General features: G+C 71.7%; 25 protein-coding genes and 1 tRNA gene. 13 read left to right on the forward strand and 13 right to left on the reverse strand.

The genetic code is table 11. The features are described 5' to 3' along the window. Positions 1–370: 370 nt before the first annotated feature. Positions 371–1,315 carry an RNA polymerase sigma-70 factor gene (locus tag ACZ7LV_RS26465; protein WP_471942752.1) on the forward strand — a complete coding sequence of 315 codons (945 nt, stop codon included), beginning with the start codon at positions 371–373 and terminating at the stop codon, positions 1,313–1,315. Positions 1,316–1,462: 147 nt separating this feature from the next. Beyond that, positions 1,463–2,653, forward strand: coding sequence for an NAD(P)/FAD-dependent oxidoreductase (locus tag ACZ7LV_RS26470; protein WP_471942754.1), 1,191 nt, complete (start codon positions 1,463–1,465; stop codon positions 2,651–2,653). Positions 2,654–2,662: 9 nt separating this feature from the next. Here the strand turns inward: ACZ7LV_RS26470 and ACZ7LV_RS26475 are convergent, their stop codons facing one another. Next, positions 2,663–2,986 (reverse strand): GYD domain-containing protein, encoded by a 324-nt coding sequence (locus ACZ7LV_RS26475; protein WP_401675438.1) that lies wholly within the window; start codon positions 2,984–2,986, stop codon positions 2,663–2,665. A 306-nt stretch (positions 2,987–3,292) separates the two neighbouring features. On the opposite strand from ACZ7LV_RS26475, the gene ACZ7LV_RS26480 reads away from it, so the two are divergent. Continuing rightward, complete coding sequence (locus ACZ7LV_RS26480) at positions 3,293–3,943, forward strand: hypothetical protein (RefSeq protein WP_471942755.1); 651 nt, start codon at positions 3,293–3,295, stop codon at positions 3,941–3,943. 65 nt (positions 3,944–4,008) lie between these two features. Here ACZ7LV_RS26480 and ACZ7LV_RS26485 read toward each other — a convergent pair whose 3' ends face one another. Then, complete coding sequence (locus ACZ7LV_RS26485; protein WP_401675433.1) at positions 4,009–4,338, reverse strand: antibiotic biosynthesis monooxygenase family protein; 330 nt, start codon at positions 4,336–4,338, stop codon at positions 4,009–4,011. 158 nt (positions 4,339–4,496) lie between these two features. On the opposite strand from ACZ7LV_RS26485, the gene ACZ7LV_RS26490 reads away from it, so the two are divergent. After that, positions 4,497–5,405: a Yip1 family protein gene (locus tag ACZ7LV_RS26490; protein ID WP_471942757.1), complete on the forward strand. Its 909-nt coding sequence runs from the start codon at positions 4,497–4,499 to the stop codon at positions 5,403–5,405. A gap of 91 nt (positions 5,406–5,496) precedes the next feature. On the opposite strand, the gene ACZ7LV_RS26495 is transcribed toward ACZ7LV_RS26490, so the two are convergent. Beyond that, complete coding sequence (locus tag ACZ7LV_RS26495; RefSeq protein WP_471942758.1) at positions 5,497–5,994, reverse strand: phosphoribosyltransferase; 498 nt, start codon at positions 5,992–5,994, stop codon at positions 5,497–5,499. 69 nt (positions 5,995–6,063) lie between these two features. Then, positions 6,064–6,639, reverse strand: coding sequence for a dCTP deaminase (gene dcd, locus ACZ7LV_RS26500; protein WP_471942760.1), 576 nt, complete (start codon positions 6,637–6,639; stop codon positions 6,064–6,066). A gap of 530 nt (positions 6,640–7,169) precedes the next feature. Between dcd and ACZ7LV_RS26505 the strand changes: the two genes are divergently transcribed. Then, a tRNA-Gly gene (locus tag ACZ7LV_RS26505) sits at positions 7,170–7,243 on the forward strand. Between the two features lie 854 nt (positions 7,244–8,097). Next, positions 8,098–8,376: a glutaredoxin domain-containing protein gene (locus tag ACZ7LV_RS26510; RefSeq protein WP_471942762.1), complete on the forward strand. Its 279-nt coding sequence runs from the start codon at positions 8,098–8,100 to the stop codon at positions 8,374–8,376. Between the two features lie 238 nt (positions 8,377–8,614). On the opposite strand, the gene ACZ7LV_RS26515 is transcribed toward ACZ7LV_RS26510, so the two are convergent. Then, on the reverse strand, positions 8,615–11,713 hold the full coding sequence (locus ACZ7LV_RS26515) for an FG-GAP repeat domain-containing protein (protein WP_471942764.1): 3,099 nt from the start codon (positions 11,711–11,713) through the stop codon (positions 8,615–8,617). 549 nt (positions 11,714–12,262) lie between these two features. Here ACZ7LV_RS26515 and ACZ7LV_RS26520 point away from each other — a divergent pair. The 4 genes from ACZ7LV_RS26520 to ACZ7LV_RS26535 all read left to right on the forward strand — a co-directional run bounded on the left by ACZ7LV_RS26520 (position 12,263) and on the right by ACZ7LV_RS26535 (position 15,785). Then, entirely contained in the window at positions 12,263–12,466 is a 204-nt protein-coding gene (locus ACZ7LV_RS26520) for a cold-shock protein (RefSeq protein ID WP_401675418.1), read from the forward strand. 231 nt (positions 12,467–12,697) lie between these two features. Next, positions 12,698–14,206: a DEAD/DEAH box helicase gene (locus ACZ7LV_RS26525; RefSeq protein WP_471942766.1), complete on the forward strand. Its 1,509-nt coding sequence runs from the start codon at positions 12,698–12,700 to the stop codon at positions 14,204–14,206. A 321-nt stretch (positions 14,207–14,527) separates the two neighbouring features. After that, entirely contained in the window at positions 14,528–14,878 is a 351-nt protein-coding gene (locus ACZ7LV_RS26530) for a MerR family transcriptional regulator (RefSeq protein ID WP_471942767.1), read from the forward strand. A gap of 34 nt (positions 14,879–14,912) precedes the next feature. Next, positions 14,913–15,785, forward strand: coding sequence for a DUF72 domain-containing protein (locus ACZ7LV_RS26535; protein ID WP_471942769.1), 873 nt, complete (start codon positions 14,913–14,915; stop codon positions 15,783–15,785). Between the two features lie 45 nt (positions 15,786–15,830). On the opposite strand, the gene ACZ7LV_RS26540 is transcribed toward ACZ7LV_RS26535, so the two are convergent. The 5 genes from ACZ7LV_RS26540 to ACZ7LV_RS26560 form a co-directional block, all read right to left on the reverse strand. Beyond that, complete coding sequence (locus ACZ7LV_RS26540) at positions 15,831–16,382, reverse strand: RICIN domain-containing protein (protein ID WP_471942771.1); 552 nt, start codon at positions 16,380–16,382, stop codon at positions 15,831–15,833. 73 nt (positions 16,383–16,455) lie between these two features. Continuing rightward, complete coding sequence (locus ACZ7LV_RS26545) at positions 16,456–17,721, reverse strand: hypothetical protein (RefSeq protein WP_471942773.1); 1,266 nt, start codon at positions 17,719–17,721, stop codon at positions 16,456–16,458. Further along, on the reverse strand, positions 17,718–18,974 hold the full coding sequence (locus tag ACZ7LV_RS26550) for a bifunctional glycosyltransferase family 2/GtrA family protein (RefSeq protein WP_471942774.1): 1,257 nt from the start codon (positions 18,972–18,974) through the stop codon (positions 17,718–17,720). Before ACZ7LV_RS26550 ends, ACZ7LV_RS26545 begins: the two co-directional genes overlap by 4 nt. An 80-nt stretch (positions 18,975–19,054) precedes the next feature. Next, positions 19,055–19,507 carry a cellulase gene (locus ACZ7LV_RS26555; RefSeq protein WP_471942775.1) on the reverse strand — a complete coding sequence of 151 codons (453 nt, stop codon included), beginning with the start codon at positions 19,505–19,507 and terminating at the stop codon, positions 19,055–19,057. A gap of 11 nt (positions 19,508–19,518) precedes the next feature. Then, entirely contained in the window at positions 19,519–20,025 is a 507-nt protein-coding gene (locus ACZ7LV_RS26560; protein ID WP_471942850.1) for a SigE family RNA polymerase sigma factor, read from the reverse strand. A gap of 539 nt (positions 20,026–20,564) precedes the next feature. Between ACZ7LV_RS26560 and ACZ7LV_RS26565 the strand changes: the two genes are divergently transcribed. Further along, entirely contained in the window at positions 20,565–21,449 is an 885-nt protein-coding gene (locus tag ACZ7LV_RS26565; RefSeq protein ID WP_471942776.1) for a hypothetical protein, read from the forward strand. Between the two features lie 22 nt (positions 21,450–21,471). Here ACZ7LV_RS26565 and ACZ7LV_RS26570 read toward each other — a convergent pair whose 3' ends face one another. Beyond that, positions 21,472–22,482, reverse strand: coding sequence for an ABC transporter permease subunit (locus ACZ7LV_RS26570; RefSeq protein ID WP_471942778.1), 1,011 nt, complete (start codon positions 22,480–22,482; stop codon positions 21,472–21,474). Continuing rightward, on the reverse strand, positions 22,479–23,411 hold the full coding sequence (locus tag ACZ7LV_RS26575; RefSeq protein ID WP_471942780.1) for an ABC transporter ATP-binding protein: 933 nt from the start codon (positions 23,409–23,411) through the stop codon (positions 22,479–22,481). Before ACZ7LV_RS26575 ends, ACZ7LV_RS26570 begins: the two co-directional genes overlap by 4 nt. Before the next feature lie 150 nt (positions 23,412–23,561). Here ACZ7LV_RS26575 and ACZ7LV_RS26580 point away from each other — a divergent pair, with 150 nt between their 5' ends. Next, positions 23,562–24,761 (forward strand): acyl-CoA dehydrogenase family protein, encoded by a 1,200-nt coding sequence (locus ACZ7LV_RS26580; protein WP_471942782.1) that lies wholly within the window; start codon positions 23,562–23,564, stop codon positions 24,759–24,761. Between the two features lie 198 nt (positions 24,762–24,959). On the opposite strand, the gene ACZ7LV_RS26585 is transcribed toward ACZ7LV_RS26580, so the two are convergent. Then, entirely contained in the window at positions 24,960–25,172 is a 213-nt protein-coding gene (locus ACZ7LV_RS26585; protein ID WP_471942783.1) for a DUF4287 domain-containing protein, read from the reverse strand. Between the two features lie 235 nt (positions 25,173–25,407). Here ACZ7LV_RS26585 and ACZ7LV_RS26590 point away from each other — a divergent pair, with 235 nt between their 5' ends. Continuing rightward, positions 25,408–26,013, forward strand: coding sequence for a tellurite resistance TerB family protein (locus tag ACZ7LV_RS26590; protein WP_401675382.1), 606 nt, complete (start codon positions 25,408–25,410; stop codon positions 26,011–26,013). Positions 26,014–26,019: the final 6 nt, after the last annotated feature.

A 26,019-nucleotide genomic window follows, 5' to 3' on the forward strand; every position in this document is an offset into this window, starting at 1 on the left:
GCCTCGGCCCTGTCCCGGCCCGGGCGGAGGACGTCGGTCCTGTCCCGGCCCCGGCGGAGGCGGGAGCGTCGGTCCTGTGTCGGCCGGGCGGGGACACCGGTCCTGTGCCGGCCGGGGCCGGGGGCGTCGGTCCTGTGCCGGCCGGGCTGGGACGCCGGTCCTGTCCCGCACGGGCGGGAGCCTCGACCCTCTCCCGGCCCCGGCGGAGTGCCTCGGCCCTGTTCCGGCCCCGGCGGGGGGCTTCAGTCCTGTCCCGGCCGGGCGGAGGGCCCCGGTCCTGTCCCGGCCCCGGCGGAGGACCTCGGTCCTGTCCCGACCCCGGCGGAGGTGGGGGCGTCGGTCCTGTGGCGGTCTCGCTAAAATCCGGTCCATGGCCCTGACGGTGAACGACGTCGATCGGTTCGAGGCATTCAGGCCGCGCCTGGAGGCCATCGCCTACCGTCTGCTCGGCTCCGCGAGCGAGGCGGAGGACGCCGTGCAGGAGACGTTCCTGCGCTGGCAGGCCGCCGACACCGGCCACATCAGGGTCCCCGAGGCCTGGCTGACGAAGGCCCTCACCAACCTGTGCCTCAACCAGCTCACCTCGGCCCGCGCGCGACGCGAGACCTACGTCGGCCAGTGGCTCCCCGAGCCCCTGCTGGCCGGGGACCCGATGCTCGGTCCCGCCGACACCGCCGAACAGCGCGAGTCGGTCTCGTACGCCGTCCTCGCCCTGCTGGAGCGCCTCTCCCCCGGCGAGCGCGCGGTGTACGTGCTGCGGGAGGCGTTCGACTACCCGCACCGCGAGATCGCCGAGATCCTCGACCTCACCGAGGCGGCCAGCCAGCAGATCTTCCACCGCGCCAAGAAGCACGTCGCCGACGGCAAGGCCCGCAGCGAGATCGACGCGGCCGCCGCCCGGCGGGTCGTCGACGAGTTCCTCGCCGCCGCGACCAGCGGCGAGACCGAGCCGCTCGTACGGCTGCTCACCCAGGACGCCGTCGCGATCGGCGACGGCGGCGGGAAGGTCCCGGCCCGCGCCAAGGCGTTCCAGGGCGCCCTCGCGGTCGCCAAGTTCATGCGGGGCCTGTTCAAGCCGGCCAAGTCGAAGCGCGACCTGGTCGGCGGCTCGCCCGAGGTCCACGTCACGACCGCCAACGGGGGCCCGGCGATCGTGGCCGTGCTCGACGGCCGGGTCGTCGGCGTCGTATGCCTGGAGATCACCCCCGAGGGCATCGCCGCCTTCCGCAGCCAGGTCAACCCCGACAAGCTGGAGCGCGCGACCAGGCGGTGGGCGGCCGAGGAGCACGGCGCTCCGCTGTTCCACGCCTTCTGACTCCTGCACTCCTGCGCGCGCTTCGGCGTGAGCGGCGTAGGTGTGCGCCCGCTTCAGCGATGTGAGCTGCTTCACAAGCCGTTCCCGTCAGGAAACGGCGGGCCGCCCGGTTCAAAGGGCGAACCCGCTCAAGACAGGAGCCTTCAGATGCAGCACCGCATCATCGTCCTCGGAGCCGGATACGCCGGAGCCGTCGCCGCCGGTCGCCTCGCCAAGCGGCTGCGCCGCGAAGACGCCGTCATCACCCTCGTCAACGCCGAGCCCGACTTCGTCGAACGCGTCCGGATGCACGAACTCGCGGTCGGCCGGCACCTCAGGCCCCGGCCCTTCAGCGAGATGTTCGCGGGCACCGGCGTCGTACTGAAGATCGCGAAGGTCACCGGCGTCGACGCCGACCGCAAGACCGTCGCCCTGACCGGCACGGACGGCGCCGAGGAACTGGCGTACGACACCCTCGTGTACGCGCTCGGCAGCGGCTGGAACGGCCAAGGCGTCCCCGGTACCGCCGAGCACGCGTACGAGATCGCCTCCCGCCCCGGAGCGCTGCGGCTGCGCGAGCGCCTGGCCGGGTTGGACGCCGGGGAGCGCGTGGTCGTGGTCGGCGGCGGGCTCACCGGCCTGGAGGCCGCGACCGAGTTCGCCGAGGCCCGGCCGGACCTCGACATCGCCCTCGCGGCGAGCGGCGGTCTCGGGGACTGGCTCTCGCCCAAGGGCCGCAGTCATCTGCGGAAGGTCTTCGGCAAGCTCGGCATCACCGTCCACGAGCACGCCACCGTCACCGGCGTCGGACCCGACCACGTCGTCACGGCCGACGGCGCGTCCGTCCCGGCCGCGGTCACCGTGTGGACCACCGGCTTCACCGTCGACCCGATCGCGCGGGCCACGACCCTGAAGGCCGGCGGCACGGGCCGGATCGTGGTCGATGCGACCATGCGGTCCCTCTCGCACCCCGACGTCTACGTCATCGGCGACGCGGCCGAGGTCGCGGGCCCCGGCGGCAAGCCGCTGCGGATGTCGTGCGCCTCGGGCATCCCCACCGCGTGGCAGGCCGCCGACGCCCTCGCCGCCCGCCTGACCGGCGGCAAGCTCCCGAACGCTCCGCTGCGCTACTTCAACCAGTGCGTCTCGCTGGGCCGCAAGGAGGGCGTCATCCAGTACGTCACCGCCGACGACCGCGCCCGGCGGGCGGCGCTGACCGGACGGTTCGCCGCCGTCTACAAGGAGTTGGTCTGCAAGGGCGCCGCATGGGGCGTCGCCAACCCGACCCTCGGGCTGCCGAGCAGGCGGCGCCGCGTCGTCAGCGCGACGACGGCCGCGCCGGCGCGGTCCGCTGCCTGACAGGCGTGGTCACGCGCCGCCGGGGGCGCGGAAAGTGACCGGCCGCCGGGTGGCCTCGTCGATCTCGTCCAGCGTCAGGAGCGGGGTCGCCCGCGTACGCAGCGCGCCGCTGGCCTTGACGGTGAGGCTGACGGCGGCCATGGAGACAGGATCGGGGAAGTCGACGATGATCAAGAGGTCGTCCTCCCCGAAGGCGAAGTACATCGTCTCGACGGTCCCGCCGAGCCCGGTGACGACCTGCTCGACGGCCGCACGCCGCCCGCTCGCGCCTTCCTTGAGCAGCCCCTTCGTGCCCTCGGGCGTGTAGGTGGCCTGGATGAGGAACTTCGCCATGGGGGTACTCCCTGCCAGCGCTGGTCGGGTGTGCCCCTTGGCCCTTCCCGCTGCCCGCCGCGGGCCCACGCGCGAAGCACCCGGATTCACTCGTTGGACCCCCGGCCCCGGCAGCGGTGGCGGGGGGACACGCCGGTACCGGGGCGTGACGGAACCGAGACCCACCCGCATCCCGCTCCCCACAACCCCCCACCCGGCCCACGTGTCTAGGAACGAGTCACTCGCCGGCGGCGCGCCGGCGGCAACCGTCGCCGCGGAGCGGACGGGGGCCGGCCCGTGACTCGTCCGTCGAGGAGAGGATGCGCGATGCCCGGTCTCAGAGGTGCGTCGGTGGTGGCGGTCATGGGCGGGGTCCTGGCGCTGACCGGATGCCAGGAGTCGCCGGACTCCGGATCCGCCGCCGTGGCCCCTTCCGCCGCACCGTCCCTGAACGCCTCCCCGGTCGCGGACACCACCGCGAGCCCGGTGCCCACCCGCTCACCCGCGACCCCGGCCACCCCCACGAGCCCGGCCGCCGCCACCCCCGTACCGTCGCGCACCTCCGCCGCCCCGGTCACGGCCGCATCGCCCACGCCCGCCGCGCGCCGCCCGGCCCCGGCGAGCGACCCCGGCTGTCACAACCTCGCCGCCACCGCCGAGGTGAAGGCCGCCGTCACCGACGCCTACCGGCGCGGCTTCCCCCGCTTCAGCCACATCCAGCCGGTCCCGCAGCAGTTCTTCTACGGCCGGTGCGGCGACGTCCGCTACGCCGCGACCCGCTTCCAGGCCACCGCCGACGCCACGCTCGACGAACTCGTGGCCCTCCAGGACGAGGGCAGCGTCACCAAGTACTTCAGCACCGCTTCGACGGGCGCCTGGACCTACGTCGCCGGCGACAGCTTCCCCCGTGGGGCCGGGGGCTGCGCCGACATCCCGCAGATCCCCGCGGCCCTCTCGGAGACATGGGGCAACTGCTGAGCCGCGCGGCCCCGGGCCGCCACCGGCCCACGGCCGCGCCCGGCCGTGCAGTGCCCCCTGCCCCTTTAAGCCTTGGGCCCGGCCTGCTGCACCACGTCGAACGACCAGAGCGTCGACCCCGACGCGGCGGGCCGTGGCCGCTCCCCGCCCTCCCCGGACCCCGCACCCTGGTGGGCGGCCTTCATCGGCCCCTCCATCCACGCCTGGAACGACTCCTCGTCCCGCCACCGCGTGTACACCAGGTAGTCGTCCGTGCCCTCGACGGGGCGCAGCAGTTCGAACCACTCGAAGCCGTCGGAACCCTCGACGGCGTGCGCACGGGAGGCGAACCGCTTCTCCAGGACTTCCCGCTGCTCGGCGGGAACGGTCAGCACATTGATCTTGACTACGCTCATGGCTCCATCCTCCCCCGTGTCCGCGGCCGACGACGTCCGGGTGGGGCGTGGCGGACCCGTAGGGGACGTCCGTAAGGGATGTCACAGCTCGGCAGCAAACCCGGGTACGGAACCCGGGCCCCGCCCACCGCTTCCCGAGACCAGGTACGTTCGATGGCGTGGCTGGATTCAGGATCGGACGGGGCGGCCGGAACGACCGCGCCCCGCACACGCGACCGCAACACCCCCCGCACGGACAGCAGGCGCCGGGGCCGTCGTACGGCTACCCCCAGGCCCCGCAGCACCCGCACCCAGGGCAGCAGAGTTACGGGAACGCCGGCTGGCAGCAGACGAACGGCGGGTACGGCGGTCCGGGCGGCGGCGAGCCGGAGTACTTCGGGGACGACGGCGCCTACCACCAGCAGGGCGGCCCGGACCCGTACGCCGCCAACAACCCGGGCCACACGCAGGTCTTCTCGGTCGGCGAGGACCCGTACCACCAGAGCGGCACCTACCGCGCAGGCGCGGCCCCGGCCGCCCCGATCGGCCCGCGCCTGCAGTGGAAGGACCTGCTGAGGGGCATCGTCATGGCCCCCCAACAGACCTTCCTGCAGATGCGCGACTACACGATGTGGGGCCCCGCCCTCATCGTGACCTTCCTCTACGGCCTGATCGCGGTCTTCGGCTTCGACGGCGCGCGCGAGGACGCGATCAACGCGACCCTGTCCAACGCCATCCCGATCGTCCTGACCACGGCCGTCGCGATGGTGCTCAGCGCGTTCGTCCTGGGCGTGGTGACCCACACCCTCGCCCGCCAGCTCGGCGGCGACGGGGCGTGGCAGCCGACGGTCGGCCTCTCCATGCTGATCATGTCCATCACGGACGCCCCGCGTCTGGTCGTCGCCACGTTCCTGGGCGGTGACGCCCCCTTCGTCCAGATCCTCGGCTGGGCCACCTGGGTCGCGGGCGGTGCCCTGCTCACGCTGATGGTGTCCAAGTCGCACGACCTGCCGTGGCCGAAGGCGCTGGGCGCGTCGGCGATCCAGCTGATCGCCCTGCTGTCGATCGTGAAGCTGGGCACGGTGTAGCCCGCGTTCTCGAGGCAATCCGTACGGGGAAGGGCCCCCGGCGATCCCGCCGGGGGCCCTTCCCCGTACGACGCCCGGTCGGCCAGCCCGCTCAGGCGTCGAGCACCTGCCCGGACCGCTTCACCACGGGCGGCTGGACAGACCACGGGAAGTTGATCCACTCATCGGTGCGCTTCCAGACGTACTCGCACTGGACCAGGGAGTGCGGCTTCTCGTAGATGACGGCGGAGCGCACCTCGGCGACGGCGTCGAGGCAGAAGTCGCGCACGAGCTTGAGCGTCTTGCCGGTGTCGGCGACGTCGTCGGCGATCAGGACCTTCTTGTCCGAGAAGTCGACGACGTTGGGGACGGGCGCCAGCATGACCGGCATCTCCAGGGTGGTGCCGACGCCGGTGTAGAACTCGACGTTCACCAGGTGGATGTTCTTGCAGTCGAGGGCGTAGGCCAGCCCGCCGGCCACGAAGACCCCGCCACGGGCGATGCTGAGCACTATGTCGGGCTCGTACTCGTCGTCCGCGACGGCCTGCGCCAGTTCGCGCACGGCGACGCCGAACTGCTCGTAGGTGAGGTTCTCTCGTACGTCACTCATGTCACTGATGCCACTCTGTCGTTCGGGGCAGGGCTCGGGCCGGCCGGCGGGCCCGGAGGGCTGGACGGCTCAGACCTGGGACCGGTGGAAGTTGAGGAACGACCGGGAGGCCGTGGGCCCGCGCTGCCCCTGGTACCGCGACCCGTACCGCTCGCTCCCGTACGGGAACTCCGCGGGCGAGCTGAGCCGGAACATGCACAGCTGGCCGATCTTCATGCCCGGCCAGAGCTTGATGGGGAGCGTCGCGAGGTTGGACAGCTCCAGGGTCACGTGCCCCGAGAACCCGGGGTCGATGAACCCGGCGGTGGAGTGGGTGACGAGCCCGAGCCGCCCGAGCGAGCTCTTGCCCTCCAGACGGGAGGCGAGGTCGTCGGGAAGCGTGATGACCTCGTACGTCGACGCGAGCACGAACTCGCCGGGGTGCAGGATGAACGGTTCGTCGCCCTCGGGCTCGACCAGTCGCGTCAGGTCGGCCTGCTCGACGGAGGGGTCGATGTGCGGGTACCGGTGGTTCTCGAACACCCGGAAGTAGCGGTCGAGGCGCACGTCGATGCTCGACGGCTGGACCATGGATTCGTCGTAGGGATCGATCCGCACCCGCCCGGCGTCGATCTCGGCCCGGATGTCCTTGTCTGAGAGAAGCACGCCCCGAGGATACGCAAGGCGCGCGGAGCCAGGACAATCGCGACGGCTCCACGCGCCCACGGCGAGACCTGTGTCTCCCGGTCTCCGGGTGTCCCTGTCCCTACCGCCTCTGCAGACTGACCGGCACGACACTGCGCAACCGCGCGCAGCGCGGACAGCGCAGGAGCCGACCAGGGCCGAGGCGATCGGCCTGCTGCATCGGGAACGAAGCGGTGGTGAACACGTGCCCATCGGCACAACGGACGACGGTGCGCTCCATCAAGTCCTGAAGTCCCTTCCCCAAAGAGCCGCGTCTGGCTGACGCCCTGACGAGGAAGGCCACATTACGGGATGAATGGGACGGCCCTCCAGGCGGCACTCCGACCCCGCCCAGCCCCTCTTCCGCACCTCCACCGTACGCCCCAACTCCCGTACCCCGCAGCCGCATCCCACTCCCTGAACAAGCACAGGCCCCACGGTCCGAGCACCGGGAGCCTGCGATGAGGTACAGTAAGCGAGCATTCCGACACCGACCTCGGTCGGCGTCTTACGCGGGTGTAGTTTAATGGTAGAACATCAGCTTCCCAAGCTGAGAGCGCGAGTTCGATTCTCGTCACCCGCTCCACGAAGAAGGCCCAGGTCAGTGACCTGGGCCCTTTTGCTGTCCGCCGACGTGTGTCCGGTGTGCTGGAGGTCGTGGAACCGTAAGCCCTCGGGAATGCCGAGGATTTCACGGGCTTTCCGCCACTTCCGCCCGAAGCTGCTGCGCCGGAAGGGAGCGCCCTTGCGCACGGGCTTACCGTCTCCGAGCCGCGAAGACGCAGGTCACCAAGGTCCTCGGCGAGACCCAGGGCTAGAAGACACCTCAGATCACGTCCCGTGTCGGGGCTGGCAGGTTGTGCGACCGGTGAACCGATCGGAGAGCCCATCGGGGGCCCTCTGGCGCGATCCGCCAGATCACCTCGGTGGTCCTTCCGAGCGGATCGGCCCTGCTCGTCGGCACGGACTCCGACGGTCGACTCTGGCGCTGGGAGGCGGCAACCGGTGAGCCAGTCGGGGAACCGATCCTGCTGGGCACCGAGTACCCGCGGACGGCCACGGCTGTGGTGGGCGGAGCGGCGAGGCTGTTCACCTCGGGAACGGACGGCCTGATCCGTGAATGGGACGCGTTCACTGGTGCATTGGTCGCCGCTCCGTGGACCGGAATCTGCGTTGCGGCGATGGAGCGTGCCAATGGCTGCACAGTGATCGCTACGGGGTCAGCCGAGGGCGATATCAGTCTGCACATCTGATGCGCCGAGGAGGCATGCCAGAAGCGTGCCAAGTTGTGCGGGAAACCACGGGGAACATCGGGTACCGGGCCAGTGGCCGGCCGGGGCAGATAACTTCTTCACCGAAGGTCAGCAAGAAAGCCACCTCCCTTTGTGCCGGCGACCGCCTCTCACCGACCGGCAAGCATGAAAAAAGAAGGAGCGATCTGTGCCTGAGGAGCCCGGCGGCGTCGTCGTGTATTGGCGCCCGATGTGTACGTACTGCATGAAGCTGCTCACGCAACTCCGGTTCACACAGCTCCACTACACCAAGGTGAACATCTGGCGCGACCCGGATGCGGCGGCGTTCGTCCGGTCGGTCGCGGACGGGAACGAGACCGTGCCCACCGTCACCGTGGCCGGCCACACGATGGTGAACCCGTCGAAGAAGGAGCTGATGGCGGCCGTCGCGACCTACGCGCCCCATCTGCTGGGGAAGGCCGGCTGACCGACCATCACCAGCGACCGAGGCGTCAAGTTTCTCGACGGACCGGACAGGCTGGTGTGGCCACGGTCCACGAGGTCATGGACACAGCATCGGGCCGCGAAGTCGCGGTGCCGCTCATGGACCGCACGGCTGCCGGTCATGACCCCGCAGCGAGGCTCGGGCCGTTGCGGCGCTCCCACCACGGCAACGTGATCGCGATCCATGGCATCGGCGGAGAACATCCGTCCGCAGACCCGCGTCAGTACACGCCCTTGTACACCTGCCAGCCCGAGGCGATCTTTGTGCGGGGCACGAAGGAGCCCTTGCCGGTGCCGTTGTTGCGCCAGAGGTTGCCCGAGGTGTCGCGGGAGATGATGTCCGCCCTGCCGTCGCCGGTGATGTCGCCGACGCCGACGACGGCGTTGCAGGAGACTCCCCAGGCCGAGAACAGCTTCACGCGCGGCTTGAGGGTGCCGCTGCCCGTGCCGAGGTACCGGTAGAGGTTGTTGGACCTGTCCTGGGCGATCAGGTCGCCGACGCCGTCGCCGTTGAGGTCGCCCACGCCCACGATCCTCTTGTACGTCTTCCAGTCGCTGTAGAGCTTCACGCGCGACGAGAGCTTGCCGGAGCTCGTGCCCTTGTAGAGGTAGACGGTTCCGGTGGAGGAGCTGCGGGCGATCAGGTCCGGGCGGCCGTCGCCGCTCATGTCGCCGGGCGAGGTCAGCACGTCGTACTGGTTCCAGCCCGTGCCGAGCGAGGTGCGCGGGGTGCTCGTGAGGAAGGTCTGCCCCCGCATGGTCCGGTACGCCCGCAGTTCGCCGCTGCTGAACCGGACGAGGATGTCGTTGCGCCGGTCGCCGTCGAGATCACCGAACGGGATCGGCGTCACCGAGGAGGGCCAGCCGGAAGCCGGCATGATCGTGCCGACGGCCCCCGTCCCGTTGCCCGGCCGGTAGCTGATGACGCCGGACGAGGTGAGGGTCAGCAGGTCGCCGATTCCGTCGGGTGCCCAGGTGCTGTTGTTGGTGAAGTCACGGCGTACGGCGGCTCCGGCGGACACCTTCACCGTCTGGGACACCGTCAGCGCCGGCCCCGAGCCGTCGGCCGGCAGGGCCGTCAGCTTGAAGGTGTACGTGCCGTTGGGGACGAGTGCGCCCTTGGTGTCACGCGTGTCCCAGCGCGCGGTCAGGTTGCCGTTCACCTCTCCGCCGGAGAGCGTACGGACCACCGCGCCGGTGGCCTTGCTGGTGAGCGTGGCCTTCCAGGAGGCGGCCGGCTTGGCGAGCAGTCCGCGCCACTGCCACCACGGGCTTCTGGCCGCGCTGCTCTCCCACGCGTTGTCGGTCGTCTCGGACTCGATGACCGAGAGCGGCTGGGTGGGGACCCCGCTGGGCACGAGATGGATCCGCTTGTCCGTGTCGATGTAGGCCACGGGTCCGCCGAACTTGTCCACGGTCCAGCTCGCGCCGCGCAGGCCTGAACCGCCGGCCGCGAGGTCGCCGATCTTGCGGGTGCTCGCGGTGCCGTCCGCGAAGGCGGTGAGCAGGAGTGCCCCGGCCGCGGTGTCGTGCCGCACGAGGTAGCCGTCGCCGAGCAGGGCCTGGCCGGACGGGACCGGGATGTTCCTTGCGGCCTTGCGGTCCCAGACGCCGGACGCCGCGGTCGGGCCGCAGGACCAGTGGATCCAGCGCCCGACCACCTGCAGTTCCCTGGGGACGCACGGGGCGCCCGTGCGGACGGTGTCGGTGGTCCTTCCGGTCTTCAGGTCCTTCGCGGTGACGACACCGGTGCCCGTCCCCGGCGTCCACAGACTGGTCCCCCAGACGGAGGCCGCCGTGACGGAGCGGGTGACGACGGGCTGCAGGTCGGTGTGGACACCGAGGTCGCCGACGTACTGCTTGGCGGGGGAGGAACCGTTCACGAGCGCGTAGCGGCCGGAGACGTCGAGGATGTTGCCGGAGGCCGAGGGCAGGTAGAAGAAGCCGGCCGGGTCGTCGTCGAGGGACTGGACGTACGAGCCCGTGGGGAGCGAGTCGGCCGTGAACGTCACCGCGCGGCCGTCCCCGGTGGCGTAGGGGCCCGTCTTCGCGTGGTCCCAGCTCATCCAGGTCGGCGCGCTCGGCGTGCCGTCGGCCGCGATGCGCCGGCTGTAGTAGGCGCTCATGAAGCTGCTGTCGGCCTCGTAGGTGGCCAGGAGACCGTTCTGCAGCGACAGCCGCGAGATCCATGCGGCCTTCGGCGGTACGGCGGTCAGCTCGGTCAGCGTGGGGGTGTCCGCCCCCGTGTCGCGGACCCTGCGTACCGCCCAGTGCCCGGAGTCGGTGCCACCCACGGTCAGCAGACTGCCGTCGTCCGCCGTGACGAGGGAGGCGTGCGCGTGCCGGAGCAGCGTCAGCGGGGCACCGCCCGCGAGCGGGACGGCCATCAGCCGCTGGCCGGACACGTCGACCATGTCACCCGGGGACGACGGCACGGCACGGGCCACCACCAGCCAGCGCCCCGCGAGGCCCACGGAGGGGGTGCCGGTGCCGGGCATCGTCACCGTGGTCTCGGCGGCGGAGAGGTCGGCGCGGTCCAGGACGTGGGCCACCGCGCTGTCGGTCCGGTACCAGACCAGCCGGTCCGCGCCGAGCGCGACGGCCGTCGGAGCCTGGGACACGGTCACGTCGCCGGTGACGGTCGCGGTGGCCAGGTCCACCAGCGTCAGGTGCTGTTCACCGTTCCCCCGCGCGGAGCCGATGACGGCGGTACGGCTGTCGCCGCCCAGCACGGTGAAGTCGGTCCTGATCCCGGTCGGCCATCCGTCGACCGGGGTGCCGCCGTCGGGGGCGCCGTCGCCGTGGAGCCACAGCACCCGGTCGCCATCGGCCTCCCGGGCCTGGGTCAGCACATGGGTGCCGAAGGTGGCCGCGTAGGTGCCGTGGGTCAGGGCGACGTCCGTGGTGGTGCCCGCGGCGAGGTCCCTGAGGACCACCTTCTCGGTGGGAGAGACGACCTCGGCCACGACATCTGACGACGAGCCGAGGTACGCGGGGCGTTCGAGCCGGGGCAGGTTCCCCAGCTCGGTCGTCGCACCGGTGTCGTACGACGTCCACAGGTACCCGGAACGCCCTTCCTGGACGTGCAGATAGCCGCTGGGGCCGGCGGTGTGGATCCGGTCCCCGCGCGGTATGTAGCGATCCGCCTGGAAGACCTTCTCCCCCGCGAAGGCGGCGCCCGCGTCCGCGGTCGCCGCGACCGTGGCGCCCGTGACGGCGTCGTCCGCGCCGGCCGTGACCGCGAGCGGGCCGGGGCCCACCGTCACGGCGAGGACCGCAGCGGCGGCCACGACGCCACGGACGGTGTTGCGAGGGGTCATCGTCGCCTCCAGGGCCTCCACGAAAGGGCGTGAAGGCGCGGCAACGGCCGCTCAGGCAACGTTCGACGGTGCTGCGAAAATGTTCAGCCCCCAACTGCCCCCCACGCACAGCGGCATGAGGGTAACAGCAGAAACAGGCCGCTCAGGAGTACCGGGAAGGAAGATCGCGGCGCGAGACGCAGATGTGACCTTCGTCGCGGTGCAGGGGGGCGGGGTGGGTGTCGTGGTGCGCGGCGGTGGCGGCCGGGTTCGGGGCATCCGGGGAGGTCACGGGGCTGTTCGCAGTCGTGTGCGGGCGGGAAGAGGGTGCCCGGGGGAGCCCATATCTGTGCTTGCGACGTGAGAATTGGGTGCGGGGCCCCGCGAGTATTCCCCGGGCGTGCACCCGATCGCAATTATCGACAGTGCAGGGCCGATCGCACCGTGCTACTGTCGATCTCAGTTGCAGGTGTGGTTGCCAGAAGATTCATTTCCGACGGGGTAATCAACACGGCGACAAGGAATTGACACAGGGTCAATTCCGGAAAACGCCTCCGAAGGAGAAATCAAATGGCTACCGGCACCGTGAAGTGGTTCAACTCGGAAAAGGGCTTCGGCTTCATCGAGCAGGACGGCGGCGGCCCCGACGTCTTCGCCCACTACTCGAACATCGCCACCTCGGGCTTCCGCGAGCTGCAGGAAGGCCAGAAGGTGTCGTTCGACATCGCGCAGGGCCAGAAGGGCCCGACGGCCGAGAACATCGTCCCCGTCTGATCCACCGGCGCGACGCATACTTCACAGCTGGGGCCCGCACCTTGGGGTGCGGGCCCCGGCTCGCTGTATTTCGGGGCGCACGACGGGACGGCTCCACCCGGTCACCGGACGGTGACGCATTCCCCGTCGGTTCGCACAGGCCCCCTCGCATTCGGCTCGTCTCGAGATTCTCAGCGCCGCTCCACCGCTGCGGGAATTCCTTGACACGTGCCTCATCAAGGAAGGTTCCGCATGACGCGTGCCCGCACATCCCGTACGTCCAACCGCTCTGAGCGCTTCGGAGGGGGCGCCGGCGGCGGCGCCAACCGCTCCGGTGGTCCGCGCCGTTCCAGGAGCAACGGAAACCGGCAGGCCGGACGGCCCGTACAGGGCGAATTCGCACCGCCCAGGACGGTCACTCCCGGGCTGCCCGCCGTCGACTCGTTCGCCGATCTCTCCATGCCCGCGCCGCTGTTGGCGACGCTCGGCCGGGAAGGCGTGACCGTGCCGTTCCCGATCCAGGGCGCCACCCTGCCCAACTCGCTGGCCGGCCGCGACGTGCTCGGCCGGGGCCGCACCGGCTCCGGCAAGACCCTCGCCTTCGGCCTCGCCGCACTGGCCCGCACCGCGGGCAGGCGTGCCGAGCCTCGGCAGCCCCTCGCCCTCGTCCTCGTCCCGACCCGCGAGCTGGCGCAGCAGGTCACCGACGCGCTCACCCCGTACGCCCGCTCAGTGAGCCTGCGGCTGGCCACCGTCGTGGGCGGCATGTCCATCGGCAGGCAGGCGAGCGCGCTGCGCGGCGGGGCGGAGCTGGTCGTCGCGACGCCGGGCCGGCTCAAGGACCTGATCGACCGGGGCGACTGCCGGCTGGACGCCGTCGACATCACGGTCCTGGACGAGGCCGACCAGATGGCCGACATGGGCTTCATGCCCCAGGTCACCGCCCTGCTCGACCAGGTGCGACCGGGTGGGCAGCGGATGCTCTTCTCGGCCACCCTGGACCGCAACGTCGACCTGCTGGTCCGCCGCTACCTGTCCGACCCGGTGGTCCACTCCGTGGACCCCTCCGCGGGCGCGGTCACCACGATGGAGCACCACATCCTCCATGTGCACGACGCGGACAAGCACCGCACGACCACCGAGATCGCGGCGCGCGACGGCCGGGTGATCATGTTCCTCGACACCAAGCACGCGGTGGACCGGCTGACCAAGCACCTGCTGAGCAGCGGCGTCCGCGCGGCGGCCCTGCACGGGGGCAAGTCCCAGCCGCAGCGCACGCGGACCCTGGCCCAGTTCAAGGACGGGCAGGTGACGGTGCTGGTGGCCACGAACGTCGCCGCCCGCGGGATCCACGTCGACAACCTCGACCTGGTCGTCAACGTCGATCCGCCCAGCGACCACAAGGACTACCTGCACCGCGGCGGCCGTACGGCCCGTGCCGGCGAGTCGGGCAGCGTCGTCACCCTGGTCACCCCCGACCAGCGCCGTGACATGAGCCGGCTGATGACCATGGCGGGCATCACCCCCCGGATCACGGCGGTGCGCTCCGGCGAGGCGGAGCTGACCCGCATCACCGGTGCCCAGGCGCCTTCCGGAGTGCCGGTGGTCATCACCGCGCCGCCCGCGCAGCGTGCCGGCGGCGCCTCCTCGTCCCAGAGCCGGCGGGGCCGTCGGGGCCGCACCGGCCAGGGCCGGCCCGTCGGCGACGCGGCGGCCCGCCGCAGGACGCCGCGCCGGGCCGGCTCCGGCTCGGCCGCCTAGCTCGAGGCCGGCTCCGGCTCGGCCGCCCAGGCCCGCCCAGGGCCTGTCCGGACGCTTCGCGTCGTCGTCCGGACGGCGGCCGGTCGGGGACCGGGGACGCGTACGAGGTCGCCCGGCCGTCACGAATCGACGGTCAGGCGTCAAGAAAGACCAGGTGAGGGCCCTGCCGACGCGCGTCGGCAGGGCCCTCACCGACGTGTCCCTTCTCGCGGAACGAACGGGCGGCACGGCGTCGGGGCGGGTGGATGGTGTTGAATTTCCCCCAGGGCCCTGGTGCCGTACGGCGCGAGGGCCCCGCGACGCGTTGCACAACGAGGTGACATGGCAGCAGATTCTCCGCTCAGCGATCGTCTGGACGACGACGACTACCCCGCGTACACCATGGGCCGGGCCGCCGAGATGCTCGGCACCACCCCCGGCTTCCTGCGTGCCATCGGGGAGGCCCGTCTCATCACGCCGCTCCGCTCGGAAGGCGGACATCGCCGGTACTCCCGCTACCAACTGAGGATCGCCGCACGCGCCCGCGAGCTCGTCGACAGAGGCACCCCGATCGAGGCCGCCTGCCGCATCGTCATCCTCGAGGACCAGCTGGAGGAGGCACAGCGCATCAACGCCGAGTACCGCCGCGCCGCGGACGAGGCGTCCGAGCGGCCGGGTCGCGATGCGGGCTGAGCACATGCGCGGGACGGCCGGGTAACCGGCCTCCATGGGCGACATCCTGGTGGGTACGTGTTCGTGGGCCGACCCGGCGCTGGTGGGCAGCGGCTGGTATCCGGTGGGTCGGCGGGACGCCGAGGGGCGGTTGCGGCACTACGCCGAGCGGTTCCCGGTCGTCGAGGTCGACGCCGCTTACTACGCGCTGCCCGGCGAGCGCAACAGCCGGTTGTGGGTGGAGCGGACGCCGGCCGGGTTCGTGTTCGACGTGAAGGCCTTCTCGCTGCTCACGGGGCATCCCACGCGCCGCGCCGTGATGCCGGACGGCCTGCCCGCCGACAGCCGGGATCCGGGGGTGCTCGACGCGGTGTGGGACCGGTTCGCCGCCGGGATCGCGCCGTTGCGCGACGGCGGCCGGCTCGGGACCGTGCTCTTCCAGTTCCCGCCGTGGTTCCGGCCCGGGGCGCGGGCCGAGGCGTTCGTGGCGGACACCGCCCGGCGGACGCAGGGATGGCCCGTCGCCGTCGAGTTCCGGCACCCCGGGTGGTGGCGGGCGGAGCGGGCCGAGGCCACGTGCGCGCTCCTCGCGCGGTACGGCATGGCGGCCGTCGCCGTCGACATGAACAGGGACCTGCCGTCCTCCGTGCCGCCGGTCACCCCGGTCACCTCGCCGCGGTTGTCCGTCGTACGGTTCCACGGGCGCAGCGCCGCCTGGGGTACCGGCAGCAAGGAGGACCGGTTCCGGTACGCGTACGGCGAGGCCGAACTCGCCGAGTGGCTGCCGCGGTTGCGCGCGCTGGCCGGACGCGTCGAGCGGCTCCACGTGCTGTTCAACAACTGCTGCGGCGACGCCTCGGTACGGGCCGCCGAGGCGGTGACGCGTCTGCTCGGCCAGGACACCGGCGACCGGCCCGCACCGGCCTGACCGGCTCACGGCCCGTCGTACGCCTTGTCGGGTGCCGGGGGCCCTTCAGGAAGCGTCGCCCGGAATCACGAACGGCATGGCGAGCAGCCACTGCTGGTTGTCGCCGTCGTGCGGCTCCCAGAACACCGGCATGGTCCTCGGCTCGGCCTCGTGGGGGCAGTCCAGCGCCTGGCCCGTCCCGGCGTTGACGATGCGATGGGCGCGTAAGCCGGGGGCCGGGAAGACGTGCCAGCGCTGCCAGGCCGCGCCGTTGTCCGCGTGGCCCCGCATCCGCGGATGGTGACCGGCCGCGGCCCCCTGCCCGTCGAGGCGGAGGTTGTTGGCGGCGGAGACGATGTGCACGTCGTTGCCATGGCCGGAAGCCTCCAGGTACCACAGCTGGTGGGGCTGGCCGTGCGGTCCCCACAGGTGCGGATGGCTGCCGTCCGCGTTGTGGAAGGCGGTGTCGAGCGCCAGCCCGCTGGTCACCGAGATGAGCAGGAAGGGACCGCTGGGCTGCCGCGCCCGGCGTTTGAAGAACGCGCCGACGTCGTTGGTCCCGATCTTCAGGAAGGGCAGGCCGATCTCCGCGCTGATCTGACGGTCCCTCGGATGCATGTCGGCCATCGTAGGGGCGCCCCAGCGGGGGTGTCCGTCATTGTGCGAACCTCGCCCGTGCGGCCGTTCTCCGCTAGGGGACCCCGAGTTCGAAGAGGGCGTAGCCCGCGTAGGAGCCGGAGGCCAGGGCGGCTGTGCCGAGGAGGGTGCAGAGGTGGAGGGCGCTCAGGCGGCGCAGGGCCACGGCGAGCGGGAGGTAGAGGGGGAACAGGGGCAACAGGTAGCGCGAGACGTTGGCGAAGATCTGCTGGCTGCCGAGGACCAGCACCAGGGTCACGACCGTGTGGACGACGAGGACGGCGGGCGGCCGCAGCCGGATCAGCAGCGGCAGCAGCGCGAGCGCCAGCAGCACCACCCCGACGCCGATCATGTCCGCGTACGGCATGGCGAAGAGGTAGTCGTCACTGCCCACGGGGACCGAGGTGAGGACGTCCAGGGTCTGCCGGCCGTAGTCGAACTCGTGGGCCCAGGCGCCGGACTGGAGCGTGAAATAGCCGCCGAGGTCCCCCATCCGGTGACCGACCCAGCCCAGGTAGGCGAGCAGGCCGAGCGGCGCGACAGCCAGCGCCACCAGCGGCCGCAGGACGCCGTCCCGGCGGCGGTCCCGCACGAGCGCGAGCACCGCGGCCACCCCGAGGGCGGCGATCAGCGCCGCGGCCGTCGGCCGGTTCAGGCCCGCGGCGAAGGTGAGCAGACCCGCGGTGAGCCAGCGACGGGTCATGACGGCGTGACAGGCCCAGGCGGCCAGCGCCACGTAGAGGGAGTCGGAGTACACCGCCCACTCCACGCCGGAGCCGGGCCACACGGCCCACAGCCCGGCCGCGGCCAGCCCGGCCCGCCTGCCGCCGAAGTGTGCGGCGACGGCGTGGATCCCGAGGGCGGCGGCGAAGGACGCCACGACGGAGACCAGCATCCCGGCGCCGTACGTGCCCAGTCCCGTCACCTCGGTGACCAGCCGCATCAACCCCGGGTAGAGGGGGAAGAACGCCGCCGAGTCGCCTTCGAGCGTGATCATGCCAGTGGCTCCGGGCACCGGCACCAGCCGCGGGTCGTAGCCGTGCGCGGCGATCTGCTGATACCACCAGCCGTCCCAGGTGGCGAGCACGTCCCACGGCTGGGCGCCGCCGCCGAAGCGCGGGTGGCGCGAGCGGAAGTCGCCGGTGGTGTGCAGCAGGTACATGAAGGAGGCGAAGCCGACGAGCTTCAGGCCGCCGTAGAGGGCGAGCACCGGGCCGTGGCGGGCGACCGCGCGACGCAGCCGGTGCCCGCGTCCGGGCAGGGGTGACCGGTCCGGCAACCGCGCGTTCCAGGTGGCCGGACCGGGGAGCGTCGTGGTCATGAGATGCCGGGCTCTGTCCGCCGTCGGGGCCGGGTGCCGAACACCCACGCCCGGAAAAGCAGGAAGCGCAGCAGTGTCGCGGTCAGGTTGGCGGCGATGAGCACGGCGAGCTCGACACGAGCACCGGCGGACGGCGCCGCCTGGTGCAGCAGGGCGAGCGAGCCGCTGGTGAGTGTCAGGCCGACCAGGAACACCACGAGCCCCCGGGCCTGATGACGCACCGCGCCGCCGGGGCCGCGGATGCCGAAGGTGAGGCGGCGGTTGGCGGCCGTGTTGCCGATCGCGCAGATCAGCAGCGCGAGCGCGTTCGCGGCCTGCGCCCCCACCACCGGGCGCAGCAGCGAGTACAGCAGGAGGTGCGCGAGGGTGCTCACCGCCCCGACGGTGGCGAAGCGTACGAGTTGCATCACCAGTCCGCCCGAGGGCTCGTCGCCGTCGCTGCGCCGCAGTTCGGCCGGCGGCAGGGTGCCGCGCGCCAGCGCCGAGCCGATGCGGGCGATCCCGCGCAGGTCGGCCAGGGCGGTGGCGACGATGTCGACCCTGCTGTCGGGGTCGTCCACCCAGTCGACCGGCACCTCGTGGATGCGCAGGCCGGCGCGCTCGGCGATGACCAGCATCTCGGTGTCGAAGAACCAGCCGGTGTCGCGCACCAGGGGCAGCAGCCGCTCGGCCACGTCCCGACGTACCGCCTTGAAACCGCACTGCGCGTCGGTGAAGCCCACGGCGAGGGTCGAGCGGAGCAGGGCGTTGTAGCAGCGGGAGGTGAACTCCCGTTTGGGACCGCGCACGACACGGGCGCCCCGGGCCAGCCGGGTGCCTATGGCGATGTCGGAGTGCCCGGATATCAGGGGTGCGACGAGCGGGAGCAGCGCGGCCAGTTCCGTGGACAGATCGACGTCGACGTAGGCGAGCACGGGAGCCGGCGAACGGGTCCAGGCGGCGTGCAGGGCCCGGCCGCGCCCCTTCTCGTCGAGCCGCAGCTCCTCGACCTCGGCCAGTTCACCGGCGAGCCGGACGGCGATCTCCGGCGTGCGGTCGGTGCTGGCGTTGTCGGCGATGGTGATCCGGAACGCGTAGGGAAAGGTTTCGCTCAGGTGCGCGTGCAGCCGCCGCACACTCGGCTCCAGGTCCGTCTCCTCGTTGTACACGGGGACGACCACGTCGAGGACGGGGTCGGAGTGATCGGTCGGGACCGGGGTGCGTCGGGGCAGCGGATGTACGTCCTTCACGGCGGCGGTCCCTCGTTCAGTCACTGGTTCGTCCTTGTGGGTGCTCGGGCGCAGCGTATGCCGAAGGCACGCGGGCGCCGACGGCCGCGGGTCGCGGTTGCCGGTCACGGGCGGGCCGGCGCCGTCGGCGCGCCGGGCGGTGCGCCGCGGCCCGTCGGGTCCGGCGTGCCCGAGGGCGGGTGGGAGGTGGAGTACGGCGGGGTCGTCGTGGCGCTCGCCCCGCCCGTGGGCGCGGGTGACGTCGACGCGGGCGGGGATGGGGACCCGCCCGAGGCGTCCGGCGGCGGCGTCGGCCCCGTGCCGGAGGGTACCGGGCTCACCCCGGGCCGCGGCGGGGGCCCGGCGGGCTGGACCCGGTCCGGGCCGCCGGGCAGCAGGAGGAGCCCGAGCGCGATTCCGGCGACGGCCAGCACGGAGCCGGCGGCGCGCTGCGCGGCCCGGACCCGGCGGCGGGCCCGCACCCCTTCCCTGAGGCGTTCCCGGTGCCGCGGACCGAAGGAGCCGTGCTCCTCGCTCTCCCGCATCATCCGTGCGAGGCGCCGCTCGAAGTGGTCCATGGGGCTCTCCTTCACCGCACCGGTTCGACGACGTCGGCGAGCAACTGCCGCAGCCGTGCGACTCCCCGCGCGGCATGGGACCGGGCCGTGCCCACGGGGCACCCGAGCACCTCCGCCACCTGCTGCTCGGGGAGGTCCTGGTAGTAGCGCAGCACCACGGCCACCCGCTGCCGGGGTGTCAGCCGGGCCAGCGCCGCCTCCAGCCGGGAGCGCTCCGCCACGTCCGCGGACACGTCGTCCGCCCCGGCCACGTCGGGCAGCCGGTCGACGGGTCGTTCACCCCACCAGAGCCGGCGGCCCGAGCGGGCCGCCGCCCGCACCATGACCTTGCGGACGTACGCCTCCGGCGCCTCCTCGGCGATCCTCGGCCACACGAACCAGAGCTTGACCAGGGAGTCCTGCACCAGGTCCTCGGCGCGATGCCGGTCGCCGCCGACGAGCAGCCGGGCGAGATGCAGCAGCAACGGCCAGCGGGCCGTGACGAACGCGTCGAACTCACCCGCCCGCGCCTGCTCCATCCGCACCGCCCCCGCTCCCGTCGGTCGCCTTCACCTGGAGTAAAGACGTCGGCGGGGCCTCCCCTATGCACCCGTTGCCGGTGATCCGGGTCACATCGGCGGGGATGTCTGATCTTCGACGGCCTCGCGGAATGTAAGACCAGTCATCACTTTATTCCACTCGCAGTGACCTTTTTATTACCTTAATCGTTCACCCGTTTGCTGCGCATCCGGCGGAATGGGGTGCCGTTAGTTTGGATATGACCAAGGCAACCAGGGACGGTATTTTCGGCCTGTTGGCGAGTCAGCAGCGAGGGGGCAGGGCTGCGGGACATGCGGTGACGCTGGGTCCCTACACTTACATTCCGGCCCCGGCCCACTGCTCGGCCAGTGTCAACGGAACACTCACCAAAGACGGTCCCCCGGTCACCCTCCGGGCCACCGAGCCGATTCTCCGTAATTTCCTGGATGTCATGGCCGATCTGGAAGACGATCTCGCGCGCAGGTGGCTCGGACCCCAGGGTGCGACCGGCTTCCCCACGGCGAAATAGCGCTTGGTCATGTATACGCAGAGCCATGGCACGCATGGCACTCCTGGCGACCATGGCACCCACGGCACCGGCCGGCACCGGGGCCCCGCCGAACCGTACCCGCAGCCCCTGGTTCCCCCGGACTCCGGCTGGGACCCCGCCGAGGAACTGGCGTTCATGCTCCAGGACGCGCTGGCGGAGGAGCCGACCTACGTTCCCCCGGCGGATGCCTCGGTCACCGATCCCGTCCCCGGCTCGCCGCTCGGAAATCTCCAGGAGATCACGGCCGAGCTGCCACCGCTGAGGGATTCCCCGAAAGGTCACCGCAAGCCCCGTGCGCGTGTCGGCCGCAACGCCCTGCGCGCGGTCAGCCGGTTTCTCGCCGCGCTGGCGGCGGTGATCGCGTGCAGCGTGAGCTTCTTCGGCGGAATGGCCGTCTACGAACCGCTGCGCCTTTCCGTTTCCCGAACACACGACGGCATTGTTTCCTTGTGGCCCTTGTTGATCTACGGCCCCTGGCTGGTGGCCTCGCTGTCCGTGCTGCGGGCCGCACTCCATCAGCGCCGGGCAGTGCACTCCTGGTGTGTGATTCTCCTTTTTTCGACGGCGGCGATGCTTTTATGTGTCGCGCAGGCGCCCCGGACGGTCGTCGACACCGTGACCGCGGCCCTGCCCGGTCTGGCGGCGCTTGCCTGCTTTCAGCAGCTCGTAAGGCAGATCACCCTGACCCGTCCGCCCCGGCGCTCGCTGCCCCGGCACCGCTCGCGGCCGCCCGCCCCGTCACCCGGCGCCGAGGAGTCACGCGGCTCCGCGCCCCGGGAGGGCCGCAGGGAACCCCCGGGCTCCGCCCGGACCTCGCGCGAGCGGGACTCCTCCTCGCGGCTGATCCCGAAGCAGGGCGCCACCCGTCGGTAGGCGCCCTGCCCGGGCCCGCGTCTCAGACGAGGCGCTTGCGTCCCCACACGAAGAGGAAGGCCACGACGACGGCGGTCAGTGCGCACAGGATCGCCGCGCCGAGCCACTGCATGCCGGCCATCTGGGACATCGGCAGGTAGTCCACCGACCAGCCGACCACGTCGGCCTGCTTCAGGCACAGCTCGCGGGCCTGCTCCGACGGCGAGTCGACGCAGGTGCTCCAGCCGAGCAGCTCGCCGCCGCCGGTGAGGTACGACTGGTCGATCTGGTAGGCGGCGTCGGGCAGGGTGGGGAACGAGTTCTCCGCGAGGACGCCCTTGTTCGTGGTGGCCGTGACCACGTCGCCGAGGGACAGCCGCAGTTGGCCCCAGGCGAGCTGGACGGCGACGGCGAATCCGAAGGTGACCACCATGGCGGTCAGGGTGCGGCGGAGCACCACGCCGATCGCCACACCGCCGACGACGGTGAACAGGGTGAGGGCGACGGGCACCGGGCCGGTGGTGTCGAAGGCGGTGCTCGTCCAGTCCAGTACCGTGCCCTGCTCCTTGACCGGCGCCCACCACCAGCCGAACGCGACGGACAGCGCGACCGTGCTCACCGTGACGACCACCGCGGTCAGCCCCAGCTTGGTGGCCAGCCAGCGGGTGCGGCTCGCGCTCTGCGCGGCGACCAGCTTGGCGGTGCCGTGCTCCAGGTCGCCCGCCAGCAGCGGGGCGCCGACGAACACGCCGAGCACCACGGGAACCATGCCGAGCGCGGTGGCGACGGGGCCGAAGGCGGCGGCGTACGGCTCGAACTCCGTGCCCAGTCCGTCGAGGCTCGTGGCGGGCCAGCCGTAGCCGGTCAGGAAGTCGATCAGGCGCCCGCGCTGGAACACGATCCAGGCCAGCAGGAGCACGCTCGCGCCCAGCAGCGTCAGGTAGGCGGCCCGGTGCTGGCGCCAGACCAGCCAGGTCATGCCGGACAGGAGGGGCCGCCGGGAGGCGGGGGCCTCGGCGCCGGTGGTGACCGGCGTGCCGGTGAGGGTGCTCATGCGGCCACCGCCCGGGAGCCGTGCACCTGCGCGGTGGGGGTGATCAGCGAGGGCGCGTCGGCGGAGCGCAGATGGGCGAGCAGGAGTTCCTCCATGGTCGGGGCCGCCGTCTCCCAGGGGCCGGTGACCGGCCCCTCGGCACGGACGAGGGCGGTGAACTGCCGTCCGGTCACGCGGGCCTCGACGAGGGTGTGCGGCGCGAGTCCTGCGGGGAGGCCCTCACCCTCGTGGACGCCGGTGACCAGCCGGTGCACGGCGAGCAGCTCGTCGACGTCACCGGCGAGGCGCACCGCTCCGGAGGCGACGACGACCAGGTAGTCGCACACGTTCTCCAGCTCGGCCAGGACGTGGGTGGACATGAGCACGGTGGTGCCGCGCTCGGCGGCCTCGGCCATGAGGGTGCCCATCAGCTCGTGCCGCACGACCGGGTCGAGGTCGGACATCGGCTCGTCGAGGAGCAGCAGGTCGGGCCGCTTGCCGAAGGCGAGCGCGAAGGCGACGCGGGTGCGCTGCCCACCCGAGAGGGTGCCGACCTTGGCGTGCAGCGGCACGTTCCCGGCGCGCACGATGCCCTCGGCGGCCCCCTGGTCCCAGCCGGGGTTCAGCTCCCTGCCCATGCGCAGGGTCTCGGCCACCGTGAAGCGGCGGTAGAGCGGCTTCTCCTGGGCGAGGAAGGCCGTGCGCCGGCCGGCCTCCGCCGATTCCGGGGCCGCGCCGAACACCCGGAGCATGCCCGCGGTCGGCTCCAGCACGTTCGCTGCGATGCCCATCAAGGTGGTCTTCCCCGCCCCGTTGGGTCCGACAAGACCGCAGATCCGCCCGGCCGGCAGCCGGAAGGAGCAGTCCCGCAGGGCCCAGCCCCGTCGGTAGCGCACCCCCACGCCGGAGGCCTCCAACGCCGTGTCGCCGGCGTACTGACCGTCACTCACGTCCACTCACGTCTTCCACCACCATTTAACTACTTGATTAGTGGAATGATGATGGAAGGCGGCAGGGGCTCCTGTCAACGCCGTTCGGTCCGTGGGACGCGGGGCATACGAGGCTCTACGCATCAGGAGTGGACGAGGGGACGAACCGAGATGACCACCGTGGGCCCGCTGGAGGACCAGCTCACCGCCGACTTCTACCACTTCGAGTCACTCCTCCCGGACGAGGAGCGCAAGATCCTCCTGAAGGCGCGGACCTTCCTGCGGGACGAGATCGAACCGCTGGTCAACGAGGCCTGGGCGAAGGCGGAGTTGCCGCCGGAGCTGATAGAGAAGTTCCGCGGCAGCGGTCTGGTCGCGCTCGGGTACGAGGGGTACGGCGAGCACAAGCCCGCCGTCAGCCATCTGCTCGGCGGCATGCTGGCCATGGAACTGGCCCGTACGGACGCCTCCGTCTGCACGTTCTTCGGCGTCCACAACGACCTCGGTTTCTCCTCCTTCCACACGGGCGGCAGCGAGGAGCAGCGCGAGCGGTTCCTGCCCGCCCTGGCCGACCTGGACAAGGTCGCCGCCTTCGCGCTGACCGAGCCGGAGGGCGGTTCCGACGTCGCGGGCGGCATGCGCACCACCGCCCGGCGCGAGGGGGACACCTGGGTGCTCAACGGAGCGAAGAAGTGGATCGGCAACGCGACCTTCGCCGATCTCGTCGTGGTGTTCGCCCGGGACGTCGAGGACGACCAGGTCAAGGCCTTCGTCGTCGAGAAGGGCACCCCGGGCTTCCGGCCGGAGAAGATCGAGGGCAAGATCGCGCTGCGTATCGTGCAGAACGCCGAGATCACGCTCACCGACGTCCGGGTCCCGGAGGCCGACCGGCTCCAGCGGATCAACGACTTCCGCGACGTCGCGGAGATCCTCCGCCAGACCCGCGGCGGCGTCGCCTGGATGTCGCTCGGCGTGATGATCGGCGCGTACGAGTTGGCGCTGGAGTACGTCAAGGAGCGCCAGGCGTTCGGCCGCCCTCTCGCCGGGTTCCAGATGGTGCAGGACCACCTGGTCAAGTGCCTCGGCAACATCACCGCGTGCTGGGGCATGCTCGTGCAGCTCGCCCGCCTCCAGGACTCCGGCATCTTCCGCGACCGGGACTCGGCGCTGGCCAAGGCGTTCGTCGCCTCCCGGATGCGCGAGAGCGTCGCCTGGTGCCGCGAGGTCCTCGGCGGCAACGGGATCCTGCTGGACCACGATGTCGCGCGGTTCTTCGCCGACGCCGAGGCCCTGTACTCCTACGAGGGCACACGGGAGATGCAGACCCTGATCGTCGGCAAGGCGATCACCGGCGAGAGCGCGTTCGTCTGAACCGCCGCCTCGCGCCCGGCCCGCCGGCGGCACGGCCTGTCGCGAGAGCGGCGCCGACGTCCGCGGGGCGGCGGCGCGACGTCCGGTGCGTCCCTCTCGGCGTGCCGTCCGTAAGCCCTCGTACGGGGCGACGGACTTTCGAGCCGTGCGGGGGGGCGCGCCGGGCGTCGCGGGCAGCAGCCGTTCCCGTAACAGGCCCTAGCTGTCGGAGCTCTCGGCGAGGGTGTGTGCCACGAGCGCGTTGGCGTGGCCGTGGCCCAGTCCGTGCTCGGCCTTCAGCCAGGAGACGAGCTCCATGTGCCGGGTCAGGGGCGAGGAACGGATCAGGTCCTTCCACTCGGCGACGGGGCGGCCGTACTTCTTCTCGATCGAGGGGAAGTAGGCGGCGGGGCCCTTCACGGGTGCGGTCATGGTGGTCACGTCCTCTTCTGCCGGGAACCGTGCGATGCGTCGTCGGTGGGGACCGGCTCCGGGCGGACAACTGGTCGTTCCGCCGGAGTGATCCGCGTCACCTCGGTCCGGGGAACGCCTTGGGCCGTACGGGCGCGCCATGGAACTTCGGGGAACGGGCAGGCGTTGCCACGACGACGTGCGCGGACGCGCACGGACGACCGGAACGACACGGCTGAAGCCGAGGTGGCACGGAATGGCTATGTGGGATCGGATCAAGGACCAGGCCAAGAACCTGCAGCAGCAGGCTCAGGGGGCGCGCGGCTCCGGCGCACAGGGTGGGCACGGCATGCAGGGCGGCCAGGGCGGGTTCGCTGCTCCCGGCGGTCACGGCCGGCCGGGTTCCGGTTCCTCCGGCGGCTCGCGCGCCCAGCTGGTGAGCACGCTCAAGACGCAGCTCTCGTCCCTGAAGACGGAGCTGAAGAGCGGTGCCTACCGGGACGCCAGCATGGCCATGTGCGCCCTGGTCGCGGCGGCGGACGGGCATGTCGACCCGACCGAGCGGCAGCAGATGGAGTCGCTCATCCTGAACAACGACGTCCTGCAGAACTTCCCGCCGGAGCAGCTGCGCCAGCGGTTCAGCAAGCACGTGGACCAGCTGTCGTTCGACTTCCCGCAGGGCAAGACGCAGGTCCTCCAGGAGATCGCCAAGGCGGCGAAGAAGCCGGCGGAGGCGCGCGCGGTCGTGCAGACCGGTTTCGTCATCGCCGGGGCCGACGGGTACATCGCCCCGGCCGAGGAGCAGGTGCTGCGGGAGGCGTGCTCGGTACTGGGCCTGTCCCCGCAGGAGTTCGGCCTCTGATCCTCC

Source organism: Streptomyces sp. NPDC107562, assembly GCF_055657325.1.